Below are 16,265 nucleotides of genomic sequence, written 5' to 3'. Positions count from 1 at the left end.
GTTTCCCCACCAGGGCTGCAATCCCGTAGCCCTTCCTGTTATTTTATTTTCTGCACAACATATCAGGCAAAGTTTCGACAAGTAGGTCGATTCGGGTTATTGTAATTAAATTACAAAATAGACGGGATGACCCGCTTAATCTGCAACAAGTTGGAGGACCGCATGTCAGCGCCAATCGATCATCAGTTGATGGAAACTGTCAGAGAACTAGGCAGTATTCTGGGTGAAACCATCGAAGCCCAATTGGGCAAAACCTGGTTAGACAGGATCGAAACAATTCGCAAGCAAGGGCGCAGTTCGTCTCAGGGCGATGAGCAGGCCCGACATGAATTGCAGTCGCTGTTCAGCGAGCTTGAAGACACAGATTTACTCACTGTTGGCCGTGCTTTCGCCCAATTTCTGAACCTGGCCAATATTGCCGAGCAGGAATTTAACAGCTCCCAGCCGTCGGAAGACCCACTGGATCAGCTTAGCAGCAAACTAAAAGGCACCAGCATGGCGGGGCGCAGTTTCCAGCAAGCGCTGGCCCAACTGCGAATAGATTTAGTACTAACCGCGCACCCCACAGAAGTGACGCGACGCACCCTGATTCACAAATACAGTGAACTGGCCAACTGTCTGGCCACTATTCATGGTTATGATCTGAACAGCGAGGACCGCGCCAAACTGTTGAAAAGAATCTCAGCACTGATTTGTCAGGCCTGGCATACCGAAGAAATCCGCTCGGTACGACCTACCCCGGTAGATGAAGCACAATGGGGATTTTCGGTTATAGAAAACTCCCTGTGGGACGCTGTTCCGCAGTTTTTGCGCGAAATGGATGATAAGTTTCGTGCCGAGTTTGACCAGCCCATGCCGTTGGATGCTTGCCCGGTAAGGTTCTCATCCTGGATGGGCGGTGACAGAGATGGTAATCCCTTTGTCACGGCCAAAGTGACCGAACAGGTGTTGTTGCTGGCCAGAAAACGCGCAGCCAGGTTGTTTTTCAATGATCTGAATAAGCTCCAGGCTGAATTGTCAATGAGCCACGGCACACCGGCATTGATGGAAGCTGCCGAGCATCACAGGGAGCCTTATCGTCATATCCTACGCAAGTTGCGCGATAAACTGGAGGCAACCCATGATGGTATTGATGCCTTTATTAACGATCAGGGCGGCTCACCTGCCACTTGGGTAAACAGTCAGGCGGAGCTGATTGAGCCATTGCTGCTATGTTATCAGTCGCTGGTGGACACCGGCCTGGCCAGTATTGCCAACGCTGAGCTGCTGGATACTATTCGCCGAGCCCACTGTTTTGGTATTCACTTGCTAAAACTGGATGTCCGTCAACATTCAGAACGCCACAGTCAGGTATTAAGTGAACTGACCCGCTACCTTGGCATCGGCGATTATTTAAGTTGGAGTGAGGAAGACAAGCAATCCTTCCTGTTACGGGAATTGTCGTCGCGTCGCCCACTGTTGCCACGCAAATGGCAACCAAGTAAAGAAGTGCAGGAAGTGCTGGATACCTGTGCGGTTATCGCATCGCAAAGCAAAGATGGTTTTGGCATTTACATTATTTCCATGGCCAGTCAGCCCTCCGACGTATTGGCAGTGCAATTGCTACTACAAGAAGCGGGTATCAACTGGCCAATGCCGGTGGCACCTTTGTTTGAAACCCTGGATGACCTGAATAACGCCGCAGACGTTACAGGTAAGCTACTGGATATTGACTGGTATCGCGGTTATATCCAGGGTCGACAGTACATAATGATTGGCTACTCGGATTCAGCCAAAGATGCCGGAGCGCTAGCCGCTGGCTGGGGGCAGTACCAGTCTCAGGAGCAATTGGTGGCGCTGGCCGATAGCAAAGGCATTGAACTGACCTTATTCCATGGTCGGGGCGGTACTATCGGTCGGGGCGGCCTGCCGGCTCATGCAGCGATTTTGTCCCAACCGCCAGGTTCACTAAAAGGCGGTTTTCGGGTCACCGAACAGGGCGAGACCATTCGCTACAAGTTTGGCATGCCAGCGCTGGCCAACCGCAGTCTGAAACTTTATGCCAGCGCCATTCTGGAAGCCATGTTGTTGCCGCCGCCAGCGCCAAAAGCTGAATGGCGCAACCTGATGAACGAGATGGCCGCACAAGGCTGTGATAACTACCGTGCAGTAGTGCGTGAAGACGCCAATTTTGTGCCCTACTTTCGCGCGGCCACCCCTGAAGAGGAATTAGGCAAGCTGCCACTTGGCAGTCGTCCGTCCAAGCGTAAACCCGACGGTGGGGTGGAAAGCCTGCGCGCTATTCCCTGGATATTTGCCTGGGCACAAAATCGTCTGGTGCTGCCTTCATGGTTAGGTGTAATGAAAGCGGTAAAATATGCGCTGGACAATGGCACACAGCAGAAAATACTGGATGAGATGATCAGCGACTGGCCCTTTTTCAAAACCCGTCTGTCGATGCTCGACATGGTGTTTGCTAAGGCGGATGCTCGCATCAGCGCTGAGTATGACAAACGCCTGGTACCCGAATCGCTGCAGTACTTCGGCAAAGCGCTACGCGAAGAGCTTGAGCAAAGTCAGGCGATGATCTTTAAACTGATGAAACAAAGCAGTGCGCTGGAGCAGGACCCACAAGGCAAGGAATCCATGCAAATCCGTGCTGCCTATCTGGAGCCATTACACCTGTTGCAAATAGAATTACTGGACCGGGTGCGTAAGCAGCAAGGTGAAAACCCAACCCTGGAACGGGCAATGATGGTGGCTATTGCCGGTATCGCTGTGGGAATGCGTAACACTGGGTAACAGGTAGCGGACCGGTGCTAAGCCGGTCTGCTTTTCCCCTACCTTATAACACTCGAATGGCACAAAAGAGTCGGCTAAACTGCTGCCACTTTTATTTCGCAATATCTAACTATGAAGCACAGGGAAAAGAAAAGCAGGACTTGATCAAGCTCCTTAACGCTGCCATTGCCAGCGTACAAACCAGCCATGATTATGCGAGCATCTTAGCTGAATATGAAAGTAAGCTGACAGGCAAACAACGCATCGGCTTTTATGATAAAAATCCACCGCCCTACCCCGACTTTCTGGATAATATGCTCAGCCACAGCCTGACCGAATATCAGCGGGCAAAGTTTGACTGATCTTAACGAATTGCTAATCAACTTAAAAAGAAGCCGGGTACATGATGTTTTGTTATACCAACACCTGCTGCAACAGGCTAAGGTTAAAATACAGCCCTGACAATCAGCGCAGACAGGTAGAGTCCGGCACCAAATACCAGGTGGGTTATCAGGCTTTTCACTCTGGCCAGCATGGGATTAGGGGTTTTGGCTGCCGCAATCCCCATACCCAGCGCAGGCTGCATCACCAAGTAAGGAATCAACACCGTGATCGCGCCAAATACCAAAGCGGGAAGCAGGGTTGGCGCATTCAGCCAATCCGGCACGCCTGTCAATACCAACGCAAAGGCAACGCCGATAACATAGTGGGCAGTCCACCCCACCGCACATTCGCCACTCTTCGGTGCTGAGCGTGCAATTCCCTGATGGTAGAATTGCCCATCTGGTATATGGCATAGCCAACGCCCGACCATACAGAAGTTCAACGATGCGACATTAAATCCGCGTTTTAACAGCAGCGCCCACAAATCCATTACCAGGGTAGCGCCAATGCCAATCAGTAACACATCAACTATATACTGCATTTTTCATTATCCCTGCACTTAGGCCATGTGTTCCTGACGAATAACCATACCGACCAGACGCCTTACCAGTGGTGTCACCAAATTAATGGTGGGCAGCGCCACCGCAAAGGCAAACAACCAGGCTTTTAGCCACATCAGCAGCAAACCGTCGACGGCACCCACGTTAAAGACGGTAATCACCAATGACATAATGCAGGACATCAGCAATGCCATGAAGAAGGAGAACACGTATTGGGTATATTTGGGATGAATCATCGATACGCTCCAGAGACGGTTGATATTCCCGGCAATGCCACCTAAAACTGGCCTTGCCGAATTAAGTTGCTGCATCATAATTCACCTGCCAAAATAAAAACATAAGCACTTTTTCAATCTTAAATTGCATATTTGAAATCATGTTCGATGACATTCGCTTATTTGTGCACATTGTGCAGCAAGGGGGGCTTTCTGGCGCGGCCCAGTTTATGGGACTACCTGCCGCAACCGTAACCAGACGATTGCAAAAACTGGAACAACAGTTAGGCAGCCAGTTATTGCATCGTTCTGCCAGGCAATGCGTATTGAGCCAGGAAGGGGAAATCTACTATCAAGCCTACGCTGATTTGGTCAGCCAATTTGAACAGACACAACAGCAGTTGAGCGAATCGCATAAATTGCTGCACGGCAAACTCAAGGTGCTGGCGCCCATCAATATATCCCACGGCTTTCTGCGCCCTATGTGGTTGGGATTTAGCCGGCAGTTTCCACAGATTCAGCTTGAATTGATACTGGCTAATCAGCGCGAGGATTTAATTAACAGCAAGGCTGAGCTTGCACTGCGGGTAGGACCGCAGCCCGACTCTCTGCTATACCAGCAGAAACTGGGGCAAATCCCCAAACTGCTGGTAGCTTCCCCTGACTATCTGGCTGAAAACGGCATACCCGAACATCCAGGACAACTTAAAGAGCACCGACTCGTTGGCACTACCTTGTGGAGCAAATGGCAACTTGTCCACCAGTCTGGCACTGTGCAGGAGCTATTCCCGCGCTTTAACGCCACATTCAATGACACCGAGATGATGAAACATTTAGCCTGTGATCATCAGGGAATCAGCCTGTTACCCCTGACCGAAGTGCAGCCACAACTGGAAAACGGTGAGTTGGTAAGAGTCCTGCCACAGTGGCAAGGGGACAAACGTGATATTTATCTGGTATGGCCAAGTGGCAGATTATTGAGTGAACGGGCGAAATGTCTTAGGGACTTTATAGCCGACTATATTGAAAAGAATATGCCGAGACTGCAATAACCCCGGCGAATGCTCCTGCAACGCCGACATACCATCCATCCCTGGATATAAAAAGCCGGTCAGAAGACCGGCTTTTTGTCATGCAAGGTAGTTAGGCCACAGATTTGTCTTTCTGCGTGTGTGCCTTATGTCCTTCCAGCACGCCGGGCGCGAAGCTGTCCACACTCAGGGCTTCTTTGCGCAACACATCCGTACGCTTAAGCTGTTCAGCTTCGTGCTCGGAGATAATACCCTCCTTAAGAGCCAGCTCCAGCATGGTCGCAAAAGGCAACTTACGTGGAATTACTTTTTGTTTTTGCGCCTTGAGAATTTTCTTCTCAATTGGCACGACATCATGCATGGCAATAAAGGCGTTTTCGACGATTCCAACCGGATCATCAGCTTTTTCACCGATATAGCACAGGTGGGTCAGGCGGTCACGCATCACACCAGGCTGCATCAGGCTGTCACTCACTTGCTGAGTAATATCGTCATGCGGCATGCGATAGTTGATCCCCCAGGGGAACACCACACGTTTAAGCATCACAGCTACCAGTCGATTGGGGAAGTTCTGGAAGAAACCGTTAAAGGCTACGCCGATACGCTGCAAACAACGTTGCACGGCATAATGCACAAAGGGTAAGTCGGCCACCTGACGACCATCAGATTCATAGCGACGCAGCACAGCCGAGGCAATGTACAACTGACTGAGCACATCGCCAAGACGGGCCGAAATCATCTCCTTACGTTTAAGATCACCGCCCAGGATCAGCATGGAAAAGTCTGCACAGAGTGCCAGCCCTTTGGACATACGTGAAAGCTGCTGATAATACTCACCCGTTTCACCTGATACCGGGGCACGATTAAAGGCACCGGCCGTAAGCCCTTGCCACAACGCGCCAAAGAAATTGCCGGTAGCAAAAGCCACATGCTTAACCAGCAACTGGTCAAAGTCCTTCAGGCCTTGCTCAGTATCGGGATTGGCCGCCGCTTCCATTTCGTCAAACACATAAGGGTGACAACGGGTTGCGCCCTGACCAAATATCATCAGATTACGGGTCAGGATATTGGCGCCTTCCACGGTAATTGCCACAGGGGTACCGAAATACTGATGCGCTAGGTAGTTTTTAGGACCAAGCTGTACACCCTTACCAGCATGAATGTCCATGGCATCGTTAATGATTTCGCGTGACATTTCCGTCATATGGTATTTGGCAATCGCTGTCACTACTGACGGGCTTTCACCCAAGTCAATGGCGCCAGCCGTCATGGTACGCATGGCTTCTAACGTGTAAGTCAGACCACCGATACGCCCCATGGCTTCCTGAATACCCTCAAACTTACCGATAGATAAACCAAACTGTTTACGCACCGCCGCATAAGCACCCGTGGTGCGAGCCGACAGATGACCATTGGCCGTTGCCAGGGCCGGCAATGAGATCCCCCGTCCTGCCGATAAGCATTCCACCAACATGCGCCAGCCACGCCCAGCGTAATCCGGGCCACCGATGATCCAATCAAGGGGGATAAACACCTCTTCACCCGTGGTGGTGCCGTTCATAAAGGCCATTGCCACTGGGAAGTGACGATCACCTACGTTAACACCAGGGTGGCTGGTGGGAATTAAGGCACAGGTAATACCAAGGTCTTTCTTGTCACCCAACAAAGCATCGGGATCGTACATCTTAAATGCCAGCCCCAATACGGTAGCAACAGGTGCCAAAGTAATATAGCGCTTGTCCCAACTTAGCTTAAGGCCTAGCACCTCTTTACCTTCGTGCACACCTTTACACACGATGCCGGTATCTGGAATAGCGCCAGCATCAGAGCCCGCTTCAGGACCGGTTAAGGCGAAACAGGGAATGTCAGTACCATCGGCCAGGCGCGGCAACCAGTAATTTTTCTGTTGCTCGGTGCCATAATGCATTAACAGCTCACCTGGGCCCAAAGAATTGGGTACCATCACGGTAACTGCCACGCTCAAGGAGCGGGTGGAGATGCGTGACACGATGGTGGAATTGGCAATCGCCGAAAATTCACGTCCGCCAAAAGATTTCGGAATAATCATGGCAAAGAAACCTTCTTTGCGCAGATATTCCCATACCGCTTTGGGCAGGTCTTTGTCTTCATGCACAATCTTGTGGTCATCCAGCATTTTCAGCAGGGTTTCCACCTGATTGTCCATAAAGGCTTGTTCTTCCTCGCTTAACGCAGGTTTTGCATAGCCGTGCAGCTTGTTCCAATCCGGTTTGCCGCAAAACAGCTCACCTTCCCACCAAATAGAGCCAGCTTCCATGGCTTCACGTTCGGTCGTGGACATGGGTGGCAGAATCTTCTTGAAGATCTGGAACACCGGTTTGGTGATCAGGTTACGCCTGATATCTGTCACGCCAAGCACAACGGCGAGAACTACCAGCAGAATCAATAAAATAGACATGACTACACCTTCTATTAAGCAATATCCATTAAAGGATGTGGGGAAACTTCGGTTCCGGGTGCACCAACACCTGCTGAGATGTAAGGCATCAGGCGGGCGATTATGCCCTCAACCGTCACTTCCTGATCATAATCAGCCAGGGCAATTTCACTTAGCGCCTTACTGGATGCCATGGTGAACACAAAAGTGCCGATGGCAAAATGCAGACGCCAGAAGATTTCCGCCGGCGATAACTGTGGAACGGCAAGATGCACAGCATGCACGAACGCACGCAGCACCGCTCCATAATGAAACGTGATATATTTGCGCAGGTGTCCTTGGGACTCTGAGTAACCACGGCCGAGCAAACGGACAAAAATTGCCGTACCATCCGGATGCACCAGATTAAGACTCAACAATGGCTTAACCAGGCAGGAAAATACCTGGCCCACATCAGGACTCGGCTGTCTTCTCAGCAAGTTTTGCAATTCATCATCCACGGCCGGCATCAACACGGTCAGGTAACGCTGCAATACCTCCTGAATAAGCTGCTTTTTGGAACCAAAATGGTAATTAACCGAGGCCAGATTAACTTTGGCCTGCGTGGTAATCGCCCGTAACGAGGTATCACCAAAACCGTGCTCAGCGAACAAACGCTCGGCGGCATCCAGAATTTGTACTTTGGTTTCTGCGCTCATATCAAACAACCAATTCAAACAACAGTTTGAAATCTATGTTTAAATCAGGGGAATTTCAAGTACTAGTTGCTACAGTGTTCCAGACACATGATTTTTAAAGAGATTTTTTAATGCGACGAATTGGGAACTTGCTTAGGTTTTGACAGTCAGAGTATATGAGAGTTTTGTTTCCCTTCTCCCTGGACCCGATTTCACTAGCGCTTTTTGAAACCGGGTCTTTTTTATTAGCTGCTCCTATGTTGTTCCCGCTAAATGTGTCTCAGGGTATCTTCTACCTGGCCGAACTCTTATAATGGAGAGACCCCGAAAACCAGCGATTCAATTAAGAATAAACGGGCCAACAACGAACAATAAAAGGGACAATCATGCCAAATAAACTTACCCTGTCTGCCATTATGGTAGGACTTTCTATGAGCCTGGCAGCCTGTCAGCAAGACCAGGCCGCTAGCAACCAAAGCCCGGCCAAGGTAGAACAAGCCGCCCCCCCCAGTGCGCAGGACGCCAGGGACTTTATCGAAAGTGCCCAGGCTGAAATGGAAAAACTGCAGTTTCCTGCCTCTCAGGCTGCCTGGGCCTATGCCACCTATATCAATCAGGATACCGCCGCAGTGTCTGCCTACCTGAGTGAAAAACTGTCAGTCCGCACTGCCGAACTGGCCAAGGAGGCAGCCAAATTCAACCATGTTGAGGTGGATGCAAATACCCGTCGTCAACTGGACTTATTGCTTAACTCCTTTGTCCTTGCCCCTCCGTCAGCGCCAGAGAAATCCGAGCGCTTGTCGCAGATATCCTCGGAACTGGACGGGATGTATGGCAAAGGTGAGTACTGTCGTAAGGACGGGGAATGTTGGGATCTGGGGCAGATGACCGCCAAGATGGCCAGAAGCCGGGATCACGAGTTGCTGCTGGAAATCTGGCAAGGGTGGCGACAAATCTCTGTGCCTATGAAGCCCCTGTACGAAGAAATGGTCACACTGGCCAATGAAGGCGCCAAAGAACTGGGCTTTGCCGATACCAGCGAACTATGGCGTGGCAAATATGATATGCCGGCCAAGGATTTTTCTGCAGAACTGGACCGTACCTGGGAACAGGTCAAACCTTTCTATGAAGCACTGCACTGCCATGTGCGCGCCAAGCTCGGTGATTACTACGGCACAGACGTTGTTCCGCAGGACAAGCCCATTCCCGCGCATTTGCTGGGAAATATGTGGGCACAAAGCTGGGGGAATATTTATGATTTAGTTAAGCCTGAGCAGAAAATGCAGGTGCCGGATGTCACGGCGGCACTGAAAAAGCATGGCTATGACGAAATAAAAATGGTCAAGCAAGCCGAATCATTTTTTACCTCGCTGGGATTTGAGCCCCTGCCTGAAACTTTCTGGGAACGTTCGCAATTCGTTAAGCCGCAGGACAGAGACGTTATCTGCCATGCATCTGCCTGGGATCTGGATGACAAAGACGATCTACGGATTAAAATGTGTATCCAGAAAACCGGTGAAGAGTTCAATGTTATCCACCATGAATTGGGACATAACTTTTACCAGCGTGCCTATAAAAACCAACCTTTGCTGTACCGCGGCTCCGCGAACGACGGCTTCCATGAAGCCATTGGCGATACGATTGCCTTGTCTATTACACCCAAGTACCTCAAGCAAATTGGCTTAATCAATGAGATCCCGGATGAATCCAATGACCTGGGTATGCTGTTACAGGTGGCACTGGATAAAATTGCGTTTGTGCCCTTTGGCCTGATGGTGGATCAGTGGCGCTGGAAGGTATTTTCCGGGGAAGTGACACCGGAAAATTACAACCAGGCCTGGTGGGAACTGCGTGAAAAATATCAGGGTGTGATGGCACCCGTAGCGCGGGATGCTAATGCCTTTGATCCAGGTGCAAAATACCACGTACCTGGCAATACACCTTATACCCGTTACTTCCTGGCCCATATTCTGCAATTCCAGTTCCATAAGGCCTTATGCGAAATTGCCGGTGATCAGGGGCCTGTGCATCGCTGCTCTATTTACGGCAGCAAAGAAGCAGGTAAAGCGCTGAATGATATGCTGGAAATGGGTATGAGCAAACCCTGGCAGGAAGCATTGCAAACCATGACGGGGTCAAACCAGATGGACGCCACAGCTATTCTTGATTACTTTGCTCCGTTGAAAACCTGGTTGGATCAGCAAAACCAGGGCCGTCAGTGCGGCTGGTAAGCTTGTCAAAAAAGCAGGCAGCGCATAGCGCTGCCTGCTCCTCTAAGCTATTGCTTTTGCGGAGCATCAATCCCTATTAAACGGGCCTGGCCATCTTGCAATGCTTGCCAGTCTTTCACCGGCCATTGCAACTGCACTCTGGCACCGGTCACAATATTGTCTACGGCTTGGCCTGTAGCCAGTTCCACCAATTCATTCAGACCTGGGTTATGGCCAAATAACCAAACACTTTGCCAACTGTTATCCAGCGCCAGTAGATAACGCATCAACCTGTCACCACTGGCCTCATAAAGCGCCCAGTCCAGATGCAGAAGTTCGAGTGGCATATCCCGGTTACGCAGATAAAACATGGCAGTGCTGTAGGTGCGAATCGAGGGTGAACACAAAATCTTATCCGGTAGCCGCCCTCGCAAGGTTTCTGCCATCACTGGCGCGTCCCGGTAACCCCTGGCATTCAAAGGGCGAAACTCATCGTCCACCACATGTTTCCAACTGGATTTGGCATGGCGTAATAAAAGCACTTGTTTCATCAATACCACTCGCACAACGATTTAATGCTGACTGACAATAATATTAACCCGATGTTGCAGCAGGAAAACAGGCCCCGTTAGCGGGCCTGTTTTGCAGCGTTTAGATTTGAATCATCGCCCTATCATCAGGCTATTCTGATTAAAACCTTGCCCGCAAAGTGACACCAAAGGTGCGTGGCTGATTGGTACGATACGCCAGCCTGGCACGCCCTCCCCGCTCCCGGTCAAAGGACAGATTGGCATTTTCATCCGTGACATTATTGATATACAACACCGCTTCCCAGGTATCGTAAACCAAACCTGCGCTGAGATTCAGGGTATTGTAGGCATCCAGTTCCAGATCCAAGGCCGTCAGCTCATTACCCGAGGCACCACCAAAGGGCAAGCCGGACACAAAGTTGCCCGCCCCCGCCACCTGATCACTGGGCTGAGTAATTCTGTCACCCACATATTGAAAGGATGCAGAAAGGTATGTGTCATTGGCACCCAATATGGCGGTATCAAAGTCATAGGTGCCTGCCAGGGCAAACTGAATCTCAGGCACCGATGCCAGACGATTGCCATCTTCTACCCCGCCTAGTACATTGCCGTCACCGTCACGCACGGTGGAGTCAAATTCGGCCTTTACAAAACTACCAGACAAGGTGACAAACAGATTATCGGTAGCACGGCGGGTGAGTTCATATTCCAATCCAACCGTATGCGCCTCTGGCACATTAAAGGAAATGCGCGAAGAACAAGAGCCGGCATCCAATGTCACCTGCAAATCACTGATATCAGTGTAGAACACAGCCATATTAGCGCTCCAGCGCCTGGCATTGGCCTTCATACCCACTTCATAGTTAACCAGCTTTTCATCATCGTAGTTCTGAAAGCTGCCGAAAGTTTGCAGATCTGAGCCCTGGCAAAGTGTTTCGTTCAATGGGTCATTGACCCCCCCCAAACGGAAGCCCTGCGATATCTGCGCATTCAGATTCACCGTCTCGTTTAGCTCATAATTGGCAATAAACCTTGATGTAAAACCATCTGATGAGGTGGCATCCACCTGGTCATCCGCGTTTGAAAATAACCCGCCGGTGGTAAAACGCCGCTCTTCTTCATAATCGTAAAAACGACTGCCAAGGACCAGATTGAGTTTATCGTTTACATCGTAAGTCAGCTCACCAAACACCGATTTTTGTGTCAGGTCGTAGGGTAAATCCGCGTTATACGGCGAATCCGGGCCAAAACCATTTGCAGCAGCGGCGGCTTGCCCCTCGCCTAATACAGCGTCGGTAAAAGCATCATAACCGGGAGTCGGCAAACGTTGACTGTACTGACGTTGGGTATCAGAGTAAAACACCCCAGCCAGCCACTGCAGTGCATGGTCAGTGTTCGAACTAAACCGCAGTTCCATGGTGTCCTGCTCAACTTCTGTGCGATCATGCAGGTTCGACGGCAACAATACTGCTTGCTCGGGGAAGCCCAGGTCCACGCTAACACTGCCGGACAGCGCACTGGCGTCGCGACTCACCAGAATGTCCCTGTCGGTGTAGCTATACACAAAGGTCATATCCACACTGTCTAACTGCCACTCTGCTGTGATATCGGCAATCAGTGTTTCGTCCTTAAAACCTTCATCCAGCAGCAAGTATTGTTCCCGCTCGCCTAACTGTATGGCCGGACGGGTCGTGGTATACGGATTGGCAAACAGATTAAAGACTTCCTGACGGTTAAACCCATCTACATCAATTTCCTGGTATACCACCCTTGGGGTGATGGTCAAATTGTCAGTCGCCCACCAGGTCAGAGCCAGTCGCCCGCCGGTGCGATTGCCACCATTTACATCCTGTTTGCGACTGCCATTTTCACCCAGTGCATCAATAAACCCGGCATATTCTGTTGTATAAACCACCGCGCGCATGGCCAGTTTGTCATCCACTAACGGCAGATTCACCATGCCTTTAACATGCCCGCCGGTATCGCCGTCGGTCAGAGTATTCAGGTTAAGCTCCAGACTGCCGGTCAATTCATCTGCTTCAGGTTGATTGGTTATGTAGCGGATAGTGCCACCAATAGAGCCTGAGCCAAACAAGGTGCCCTGTGGGCCACGTAAGGTCTCGACCCGGTTCAAATCATAAAGATCCAAATCCGGGGTAAACAGTGATAGTGAAATCACACTCTCATCCAGATATACCCCCACTTGTTCCTTGACCCCCGGTTGGTCACGCACCACCTGCCCGGCGGATACACCGCGAATAGCCACCTGACTTTGGCCAGGCCCCAGATTCTGAATCGATAACCCAGCCACATTCCTGGACAACTCTTCTAAATTTGTCGCCCCGGCCCTTTCAATATCCGCCTGGGATTGGGCATTAATGGAAAACGGCACTTCCTGCAAGGTAGAGGCGCGTTTGGTGGCGGTGACCATAATCACCTCTACGTCCTGCTCCTCCTGTTCCTGCTGATTCTGTTGTTGTTGCGCTATAGCCTGAGTCCCACCTAATGTCAGCATGCCGTAAAGTGCATATCGAATAGTGGTGACCAAGGGTTTTATCAGTGTGTCCATGATGCTTCTCCTATATTTTTATATAGGTCAATATGTCATCAAGTTGTATAAACCTGACTGCTCGATTGACCCTATCTAAAGCTAGAAGAGCCAGTTAAGGAATGCCAATTAGGCAAGATTGAATGTTTAGTTTATGAGCAGAGAATAAAAAAGGCCGCATTAAGCGGCCTGAGATTAAATTAACAAGTTAGAAATTATAGATGCCTCTGATGTAGTAGAAACCACCGTTAATTCCCATAGGTGCCGTGGTTGGGTAAGCTGAGCCAACCCAATCCGCTAACGGGTTATCGTCCGGAGTGTTGTCCAGGGCATTTTGGGCGCCAACCACCACACTCAAATTGTCGGTAAAGTTATAGGCCATTTCCACATCCAGCGTGGTCTCTGCTCCCGGGTAAATTCTGGCATCCGGCGTACCATCATCCACGTGATCTTCGAAGTAATCACCAAAGTAGTTGATTCTTGCCAGGAAGCGCCAATCACCGTTGGTATGATCGGCCGTCACACTGAAGCGGGTATCAGGCAGGTTATCCTCCAGCATCATAACCTTGTTGGCGCCAATGTTCCCTACGGTTCCATCAGGGCCGACATTTAACACTTCGGTATCCGTATAGTTGGCAGCCAGCGACAGCTTGGTGTCACCACCAAACATGTCCATACTGTAGTTCATCACCAAATCAACCCCTTGCGTGCGGGTATCGAAGTCATTGGTAAAGTAACGAATACTGGTGAAACTGGTAGCATCACGTTGCCCCAATGCCAATAATGCTTCGATATCTGCTGGCGTTAAGGTCAGGCTGGAAGTCTGGCTAATCCGGTCTGTGACTTTGATATTGAAATAATCAATCGTCATATACAGACCATTGTCAAACTCACCCACCAAACCAAAACTCAGGTTAACAGACTCTTCAGGCTCAAGTTGTTTACCGCCTTTTTGCAACGAAATAGGATGTGTGGGTGGTAAAGTAGCCTGATCTTGTAATCGTCCACCAACAAAGGCGGTGGTCACGTTGCGTACGTTACTCTGGCCAACAGATGGTGCACGGAAACCTGTACTGGCTGCGCCACGTAATGCCCAGTCATCGTTCAGTTGCCATCTGGCTGCCAGCTTACCGTTAAAAGTGGAACCAAAGTCGGTGTAGTCTTCATAACGGGCTGCAACCCCTACCATAAAGTTGTCACTCAGGTAGGCTTCCACATCCACATAAGCGGCCACGTTGCCACGACTCCAGGTACCAGCATCTTCGGGTTTAAATCCAGGGAATCCATTTGAACCAATGCCAAAACCCTGGGACTCCCCGGTGGCAGGATCATAGGCTAACAGTCCCACTTCATAGGAAGCCGGATTGCCAGGCTGAATCTCAAATGACTCACGCCGCCATTCCAAGCCACCGGCTATATTAATTGGCTCGTCCCAACCGTCTACCTCCATCGGATAAGACAGATCCAGGTTCAAGCCTTTTTCGGTCTGATTATATTGACCAGGACTGAAACTATTAGGCGTGTCTGGGCCGAGCGAGGGGTTGACGGTGTTGCTAATGGAAAACTCTACTTCACTGCGGGCAAACGAGGCGCTGACATCATACATAATACCATTGGACAGCTCGCCCTTAGTGCCCATCACAATAGAAGCATCGAATACCACCCCACCAAAACTAGGAGTAAAACCACCCGGGAACATCTCATTGAATGCCCAGCAGTTGGGGTCATTTGCTACCTGCTGATAAGCCGCTGACGTCAGGACGTTAGCAGTAATAGGTACAACAGGGCAATCAATACCATCATTAGGGGTCAAATCCCCCACCAGCAGTGTTTCACCACCATCGTTGGAATAGACTCCGCCACGGGTATGAGGGTGACGATAGTAAAAACCACCTTCAACTTCCCGCTCAGACCAGGATGTCCACATGTAGGCTTCCTTGTCATTGCCCAGATCCAATCCGGTATTCAGTAGCATCTTATAGTCATATTTAATTTCCGGGTTACCCCAGACTTGTGCCGGATTAGCAACAAACTCGTTACCCGCATCAGCAATAGCGGCAGCATCGGGACGCTGAATACTGCGGCTGGTGGGGTCGGCTTCACGGTATTCAAAACTCAGATTAGCAAAACCATCATCGGTGAGCGGCAGCCCCACATTGCCTGAGTACTGCATCATATCGCCGTCGCCCTCGTAATAAGAGCCGTAGCGCGCCTCAAACTGGCCACCATCACTGTCATTTTTCAGTGAAAAGTTAATCACCCCGGCAATGGCATCTGAGCCGTACTGTGCCGCAGCACCGTCTCGCAACACTTCTATCTGGCGCAGCGCAATGGCGGGAATAGTGGAAATATCCGGTCCCTGGGCACCATCCGATAAACTGCCGCCCAGGAAAGTAATGACAGCCGAGCGATTTTTACGTTTGCCATTGACCAGAATCAGCGTTTGGTCAGAAGCCAGACCTCGCAAGTTAGCCGGTCGAACCAAGGTAGAGGCATCATTGATCGGCTGTTCGTTTACGGTAAAAGACGGGACCGCCGACATCATCATTTTGTCGATGTCCGTAGCTCCTTGCCGGGCAAAATCGTCACCGCCGACAATATCCAGTGGTACCGCAGAATCCCCTACCGAACGGGGCGCTGCACGGGTACCGACAATAGCAATTTTTTCTACCGGCGCGTCGGTATCTGCGCCCTGAGATTGATCCTGAGCGTTAACACCAAAGGTGGTGACCACTGTCGCTGCTGATGTGAGTGCAATCCTGATACTTCTAGATAACTTATTGATATGGGTAGGCATTAACCTTCTCCAACTTGTTGTTATTTTTACTTGCTGCTTTCACCTCAAGGGTGAAAATCATGCACAGTTCCGTTGTTGCATCGCCTCTGGTGCACTGCTACACCAAAATAGCGATTTATTATTGAGCGTTGTTTGGA

At 50.3% G+C, this 16,265-nt stretch carries 11 protein-coding genes; 4 read left to right on the top strand and 7 right to left on the bottom strand.

Features of this window, described 5'->3' with window-relative positions:
* Window positions 1-162: 162 nt before the first annotated feature.
* Window positions 163-2,781, top strand: coding sequence for a phosphoenolpyruvate carboxylase (gene ppc, locus CSR04_RS05280; protein WP_102795209.1), 2,619 nt, complete (start codon window positions 163-165; stop codon window positions 2,779-2,781).
* A gap of 140 nt (window positions 2,782-2,921) precedes the next feature.
* Window positions 2,922-3,122 (top strand): hypothetical protein, encoded by a 201-nt coding sequence (locus CSR04_RS05275; protein ID WP_146027104.1) that lies wholly within the window; start codon window positions 2,922-2,924, stop codon window positions 3,120-3,122.
* 83 nt (window positions 3,123-3,205) lie between these two features.
* Here CSR04_RS05275 and CSR04_RS05270 read toward each other — a convergent pair whose 3' ends face one another.
* Both CSR04_RS05270 and CSR04_RS05265 read right to left on the bottom strand, forming a co-directional pair.
* Entirely contained in the window at window positions 3,206-3,685 is a 480-nt protein-coding gene (locus CSR04_RS05270) for a DUF2938 domain-containing protein (RefSeq protein WP_102795207.1), read from the bottom strand.
* A gap of 18 nt (window positions 3,686-3,703) precedes the next feature.
* On the bottom strand, window positions 3,704-4,018 hold the full coding sequence (locus CSR04_RS05265; protein ID WP_245921384.1) for a DUF2798 domain-containing protein: 315 nt from the start codon (window positions 4,016-4,018) through the stop codon (window positions 3,704-3,706).
* Between the two features lie 62 nt (window positions 4,019-4,080).
* On the opposite strand from CSR04_RS05265, the gene CSR04_RS05260 reads away from it, so the two are divergent.
* Entirely contained in the window at window positions 4,081-4,971 is an 891-nt protein-coding gene (locus CSR04_RS05260; RefSeq protein ID WP_102795205.1) for a LysR family transcriptional regulator, read from the top strand.
* Between the two features lie 91 nt (window positions 4,972-5,062).
* Here CSR04_RS05260 and CSR04_RS05255 read toward each other — a convergent pair whose 3' ends face one another.
* A complete protein-coding gene (locus CSR04_RS05255) occupies window positions 5,063-7,387 on the bottom strand; it encodes an acyl-CoA dehydrogenase (RefSeq protein ID WP_102795204.1) in 2,325 nt (774 codons plus the stop codon).
* Between the two features lie 14 nt (window positions 7,388-7,401).
* Window positions 7,402-8,064 carry a TetR family transcriptional repressor PsrA gene (gene psrA / locus CSR04_RS05250; RefSeq protein ID WP_102795203.1) on the bottom strand — a complete coding sequence of 221 codons (663 nt, stop codon included), beginning with the start codon at window positions 8,062-8,064 and terminating at the stop codon, window positions 7,402-7,404.
* A 365-nt stretch (window positions 8,065-8,429) separates the two neighbouring features.
* On the opposite strand from psrA, the gene CSR04_RS05245 reads away from it, so the two are divergent.
* A complete protein-coding gene (locus CSR04_RS05245; protein WP_102795202.1) occupies window positions 8,430-10,274 on the top strand; it encodes a M2 family metallopeptidase in 1,845 nt (614 codons plus the stop codon).
* Window positions 10,275-10,321: 47 nt separating this feature from the next.
* On the opposite strand, the gene CSR04_RS05240 is transcribed toward CSR04_RS05245, so the two are convergent.
* The 3 genes from CSR04_RS05240 to CSR04_RS05230 form a co-directional block, all read right to left on the bottom strand.
* Window positions 10,322-10,804: a SixA phosphatase family protein gene (locus CSR04_RS05240; RefSeq protein ID WP_102795201.1), complete on the bottom strand. Its 483-nt coding sequence runs from the start codon at window positions 10,802-10,804 to the stop codon at window positions 10,322-10,324.
* 139 nt (window positions 10,805-10,943) lie between these two features.
* Window positions 10,944-13,298, bottom strand: a complete 2,355-nt coding sequence (locus CSR04_RS05235; protein ID WP_102795494.1) for a TonB-dependent receptor — start codon at window positions 13,296-13,298, stop codon at window positions 10,944-10,946.
* 241 nt (window positions 13,299-13,539) lie between these two features.
* Window positions 13,540-16,128 (bottom strand): TonB-dependent receptor plug domain-containing protein, encoded by a 2,589-nt coding sequence (locus CSR04_RS05230; protein ID WP_102795200.1) that lies wholly within the window; start codon window positions 16,126-16,128, stop codon window positions 13,540-13,542.
* Window positions 16,129-16,265 lie beyond the last annotated feature (137 nt).

Origin of the sequence: Bowmanella denitrificans (assembly GCF_002887595.1) — a bacterium.
GTDB lineage: Bacteria > Pseudomonadota > Gammaproteobacteria > Enterobacterales > Alteromonadaceae > Bowmanella > Bowmanella denitrificans.
The sequence above is the reverse complement of the archived record's forward strand: the minus strand, read 5'-3'. Positions and strand labels throughout refer to the sequence as shown.